Below are 6,036 nucleotides of genomic sequence, written 5' to 3' on the forward strand. Positions count from 1 at the left end.
ATGAGAATTCTGCTAACTCCTATTTGTCCCCCCAACTCTGCGATTTTTGGCAATTGATCAATATTGCTTTTCATTGCTACAATCTCAAGCTCCAGCTTTGGATATTCTTTGTTTTTTGCTCTCACTTTATCTGCAATGTTTTTCATGTTCCTGAATACTATTGACTTATCTATTCCACGAATTTCCATGAATGTTTCATCTTCAGAAGAATCAAACGAGAACGTTATGAAATCAGTATTTATTTGTATTAACTCTTCTGCCAAATGATCGTTCAGCAAGGTTCCGTTTGTAGACACGTGCAACTTATAGCCAAGATCTTTTATTATTCTTGCATATTCTAAGAATTTTGGATGAAATAATGGCTCTCCAATGCCTCCAAAATGTACAGTATCTAGATTTTTAAATTCAGATATCTGATCTAATATGTTTTTAAACGTACTGTCATTCATCATTCCTGTTTTTTCGCTCCAAAACCGTCTATAGCACATCTTGCATGATAAGTTGCAAGAGCTTGTAAGCTCTATGTACAATTTTTTCAAGTCCAATTTTGACACTATATTTATTTTAGCATTATTCACCACAAATTTTACCATTATGTCACACTAGTAAATTCTTTATATAAATCTTTGTTTTGATTCTATACCGATAATATAAAAGGTTAATAAATAATATTTATTAATTTTGTACATACAATCTGTTTTTTATAATATCTATTTATGATGTACAAAGAATTAAAAATATATATTATGTCAGTTCATGATAAAAAAGTATCCCGCTGTTAAGTCCAGAAATAGTTTGGATTTAAAAATCCAAATATTTCATTTTTTCTCTATAAAACTTTTTTATAAACTTTTTATACTAAATAATTATTACAGTTCAAGAAAAAATGATCCCGATATTTATTATATTCAGCAAGCTCAGAAAAATTCTTAAAAAGAACTTTTTCAGAGTTACGGCATTGTTAATCATATTTATTATATATGCTACATTCTCTGAATTTTATATTGAACGTTATGCACCCGGATCGGGAATAAAATCGCTTTTTGACAGTTTCTGGTTTGTAATGCAAACTATTACCACTGTTGGTTATGGAGACACACCAGTAATAACTTTTTGGGGGCGCATTAATGCAGTGTTGATAATGATAGTGGGAATAGGATTGCTTGGTTTTTTCACTGCCAGTTTTGCGTCTATAATGATTGAAGCGGATCTATCAAAAAAATATGGGGAGAAAAAGATAAAGATGAAAGAACATATTATTGTATGCAACTGGAATGCTATTGCAGAAGAGCTTGTAAAAGAGCTTGTAATTGAAAATGAAGAGCCAGTAGTTATTCTCGCAAACTTGGAAAAGAGCCCGATTGAAGGTGTGGAATTCGTAAAAGGTTCTTGTTTGAAAATCGCAGATTTAGAAAAGGCAGGTATTAAAAATGCCAAGTCAGCAGTAGTGCTTGCAGAGACCATAATTGATGGAAACATGGCTTCGGCTATTGATGCAAGAAGCTTACTTGGAGTGATGAACATCAAAAAGAGCAATAGTAATTGCCATGCAGTGGTAGAGTTACTTACCGCAGAAAGCGTAGAGCCAGCATCCACTGCTGGTGCAGATGAATATATTGTCAGAGGAGAGATCTCTGCAAAGCTATTGTCGAGAAGCATACTGGATCCTGGAACCGGAGAGGTATTTGAGAAAATATTGACTGCGAGATCGGGGCAGGAAGTTTTAGAAGATTTTTTACCTTCATTTTTGCATGGCAAAAGATATGAAGAAGCAGTGCAGTATTTATTAAAAAAGCATGCTATAGCCATAGCATTGAGGGGAAATAAAGGATTGCGCATAAATCCGGATTTTAACGAGATAATAGATCATGACTCAATAATCTACATTGCCAGTGAACATGTTAAATTTTAGTGTCTTCGGGAACCATTGACCTTAACTTTTCTAAACTTTTTAACTTTGTTTTATCACCCAGTTTAGCGTTTTCAACTGCATTTTTTAAAATTTCTATGCTTTCATCATAAGCTTTTCTATTAACTGGGTAGGGCACTCCATCCTTGCCTCCCAGAGCGAAAGAGAACTTTACTGGATCCTGCCAAGACGGCTCTGCACCATATACAAGCTCTGCAATATATGCAAGGGCTCGCACAGTTGCTTCACCTATCCCTTTTATAGATATTAGCTCTTCATAATTGCGGGGATGAATTTGATATGCTTTTTCCAGCATTGCCCAGTTTATTTTCCAGGGCATCTTTAATACTGGAACGTCAGTAAAATCGTCAAGAGTTAAGGTTTTTGATTCGGTCTTAGCTATCAACGGCTTTAAGTGAGATATTCCATCATTTACCATATCCACGCTTACTTTTCTGGTTTCTTCACTTTTTTTTGCAGTTAAATCCAGAACTTTGTTTAATATAATCTGCGACTCTATACCACTATGAGGCTCATTTACATATTCATTGACATTTTTACCGAGCCAATGATACCTTCTTGCATATTTCTGGTCTGTGTTGAGACCTTGCTGTATGATTGCCCAATTTCCGTTCTCTGTAACTAACATAGCATGGTGATATAGCTCAAAGCCGTCCTGAACCATTACATTATCCACTTTTGCAGCCATCTTGCTTGCATAAACTAATTTTTCAACATACTGTTTTAAATTATATGCTTTATCCAGTTCTTCTATCTCCTGAGCTATATTCTTGGATTCTTTTCCCTTTCCTCCCACCACGGCAATTCCAACATTTCTGGTCTTTAAAGCCTCTTTTACCGCTCCCATAGTTACTGTGGTAGTGCCGGATGAGTGCCAGTCAAACCCGATAACCATAGAGAACGCCTGAAAAAAATAAGGAGATGAGAACCTCGCTAAAACTTCATCGTTGCCATATTCCAGTGCCATGATCTCTATCAATTCTCCTGCCAATGGCACCATTCGCTCAAAGAGCCATGATGGCGCTTTTCCGTAATGAAGTGGTAAATATGCAGTTCCAGTTTTTTGCATTATTTATTAATTATGCTTTATGCATTAATAATCTTTTTTCAAGTAAAATTAATATATATATGTTTTATTATGCATATCGGGTGATAACATGTTTAAAAATGAAGAGACTTTCTATAATGCGCAGAAAAAAAATGAGCTTGACAAAATGAACAAGCAGTATGATGAGGCAGTAAAAAAGGTTTTGATGGAGATTGGAAAAGATTATCCTATAATCATAAATGGAAAAGAAATATTTTGCAGTGACAAATTTGAAGATCGAAGTCCGGGGAATACAAAACTGGTGCTGGGAACGTTTCAGAAAGCAACAAAAAAAGATGTACTTGATGCCATAACAGCGGCTAAACAGGCGTTTGAGACATGGAAGTTTATAGACTATAAAGATCGAGTTGCCATATTCTTAAAGGCAGCAGATATAATGAGCTCTAAAAAATATGAATTTGCAGCATTGATGAGCCTTGAAAATGGCAAAAACAGGTTGGAGGCACTTGCGGATATTGATGAAGCTATAGATTTTATGAGGTATTATTCTGAAGAGCTGTTGAAAAATAATGGGTTTGTGGTAAAAACGCCTAAAGCATTTCCGAACGAGAACACAAAATCCGTCCTGAAACCGTATGGTGTGTGGGGTGTAATTGCACCTTTCAATTTTCCGATGGCAATTACCACCGGTATGACTACCGGAGCACTGATCACAGGAAATACTGTGATCTTGAAACCTTCAAGCGACACGCCATTGATGGCATATCTGTTATTCAAGACTCTCGAACAAGCTAAACTGCCGAAAGGAGTATTAAATTACGTTACGGGTTCTGGAGAAGTAGTTGGGGATGAGCTTATCACAAATACTGACGTTGCTGGAATAGTTTTTACAGGCTCAAAGGCGGTTGGATTTGAAGGCATGAAAAAAGCGATAGCTTTCAAGACAAAGGTATATATTGCAGAGATGGGTAGCAAGAACCCTATTATAGTAACGAAAAATGCAAACCTAGACAAGGCTGTGGATGGTGTCTACAAATCTGCGTTTGGCTACGATGGTCAAAAATGCAGTGCGTGTTCTAGATTGTATATTGCCAGAGAGATAAAAAAAGAGTTCCTGGATAAATTGGTGGCAAAGACACAACAGCTAAAGATAGGAGATCCGACAGACCGCAACACATATCTGGGCCCTGTAATAAATAAAAAAGCATATGATGATTTCGAAAAATATGTAGAAATGGCCAAAAAAGATGGATCTATAATCACCGGCGGGGGAGTATACACAGAAGGAACTTGCAAAGATGGGTACTATGTAGAGCCTACAATAATAGACAATCTACCAAAAAATCACTATCTGTTTAAGAATGAACTGTTTTTGCCAATCTTGGTAGTTGCAGAAGTTTCAGATCTAAAAGAAGCAATCGAAGAGGCAAATATGGTAGACTACGGGTTGACAGCAGGTATATTTACTGAAAATGAAGAAGAGATCCAGTACTTTTTTGATCACATTGACTCTGGAGTGTTATACGCAAACAGGGTTGCGGGTGGCTCTACGGGCGCAATGGTAGGTGCACAGCCATTCGTCGGCTGGAAAATGAGTGGTACTACTGGAAAAGGCACAGGAGGACCGTACTATCTACAGCAATTTATGAGAGAGCAGTCTCAGACCATTGCTCATTAAAGATTTGTGTTTGGGGCTCAATGCTCCATTTTATATTTATCAGTTCAAATCTTTTTTTTATAAAAAACAGATTTCATTGAAATTTATATCATAAAAAAATAAAAAGTTTTAATGCTTAAATGATTTTATTTTCGTCTCATTATAAGAGCTGCACTAAGCACTATAACTATAACTACTATAGCTGCAATTCCAACCAGAAGATATGGGAAGGTTGTTGCAGGAGCTGTTGGGGTAATGATCAGGTTATTTCCAGATGCTGTAGCATAGCCTGGGACTACAATAGTGGCAGAAGGATCATAGCTCATGTTCAGGGTATATTTTGCTCCATTAAAATCAACGGAAGAATTGAAACTGATAGTTTTGTTATATACATAAGTAAATGATGTTGAATTTGTAGTTGCATCGTAATTTTTGTTCCAATCCTTTAAAGGCGCATTTAAAGCCGAATAATTAATAGTACTTCTTGCCAAGAAATGATTATTTTCAAACATGATATTAAAGTAGTTCCAACCATCATCTCTCATTACATTGTTCATCATTCCACCTGCTTCATTTATGTCCCAAGTATTGCCATTGTAATTCACATCAAATTTACCATTTACTGAAAAATCTCTCCATGACATGTTTGCTATCGTAGTGCCATTTTTTGTCTTATTGAATATTCCTGAGATCCAGATATTAATGTTCATGTTCTTTGTTATTATGAGAGTCGTAGTATTTGCTACTGCTTTTACATTCATTGTCACACTCATGTTCTCAACAGAAATATTGGTATAGTGGCTTCTCAAGAATCCTTCAAAGAATGCAATTGAACTATTTCCATGCGTAATATTCACTGTCATTGTATATGAATAGTTTGTATCGTTCAGCAAATCAGAAATATAACTCTGGTTAGGGTATGTAAATATGATCTTTGTATCACTTACTGCATTTATTTCTGCCTGGTTCTTAGCAGGATATACGTGCACAGTCAGCGAAGATGCAGACACTAGAGGCACAGATATCGAAGTTAGAACTAACGCCATTACTATAAGACTTATTGTTTTTTTATACATATTGATCAACAAGACATTATGTGTACTATATATATCATTTATGGTACAATTGTTTTTGGCCTATCCTGCTAAAGCATTTATTTCAAGGCTTTAAAGGCATCATTTATATTTTTAAAAACATTACTTCTTCTCCAAAAATAGGATTGTCTATATGAATCTTACAAAAATTTCTTTATGGAAACAGTTATGATTTCATGGAAAAACTTTAAATTCCGATCTTTACGGAGGAACTACACGAACTTTCATAAAATATAAAAGTTAATATAAATCAAGGTTATAATGGGGTTGCTGAAATAACCGTTTACCAGTAGATCACTGATAGACA

5 protein-coding genes are annotated in these 6,036 nt (G+C 35.4%); 2 read left to right on the forward strand and 3 right to left on the reverse strand.

Annotated elements, in window-relative coordinates:
• Nucleotides 1-593: radical SAM protein (locus QXQ25_04020; GenBank protein MEM0160872.1), on the reverse strand; the 593-nt coding region annotated here is incomplete at its 3' end.
• Nucleotides 594-886: 293 nt separating this feature from the next.
• On the opposite strand from QXQ25_04020, the gene QXQ25_04025 reads away from it, so the two are divergent.
• A complete protein-coding gene (locus QXQ25_04025) occupies nt 887-1,912 on the forward strand; it encodes an ion channel (protein MEM0160873.1) in 1,026 nt (341 codons plus the stop codon).
• Here the strand turns inward: QXQ25_04025 and QXQ25_04030 are convergent.
• Nucleotides 1,902-2,999: a DUF763 domain-containing protein gene (locus tag QXQ25_04030; protein MEM0160874.1), complete on the reverse strand. Its 1,098-nt coding sequence runs from the start codon at nt 2,997-2,999 to the stop codon at nt 1,902-1,904. The two genes, QXQ25_04025 and QXQ25_04030, sit on opposite strands and share 11 nt — an antisense overlap.
• Nucleotides 3,000-3,087: 88 nt before the next feature.
• On the opposite strand from QXQ25_04030, the gene QXQ25_04035 reads away from it, so the two are divergent.
• Entirely contained in the window at nt 3,088-4,656 is a 1,569-nt protein-coding gene (locus QXQ25_04035) for an aldehyde dehydrogenase family protein (GenBank protein MEM0160875.1), read from the forward strand.
• Nucleotides 4,657-4,781: 125 nt separating this feature from the next.
• Here the strand turns inward: QXQ25_04035 and QXQ25_04040 are convergent, their stop codons facing one another.
• The gene (locus tag QXQ25_04040; protein MEM0160876.1) at nt 4,782-5,711 is read right to left on the reverse strand and encodes a hypothetical protein; all 930 of its coding nucleotides are present in this window, start codon (nt 5,709-5,711) and stop codon (nt 4,782-4,784) included.
• Nucleotides 5,712-6,036 lie beyond the last annotated feature (325 nt).

It is taken from the genome of Thermoplasmata archaeon (assembly GCA_038729465.1).
GTDB lineage: Archaea > Thermoplasmatota > Thermoplasmata > Thermoplasmatales > ARK-15 > JAVRLB01.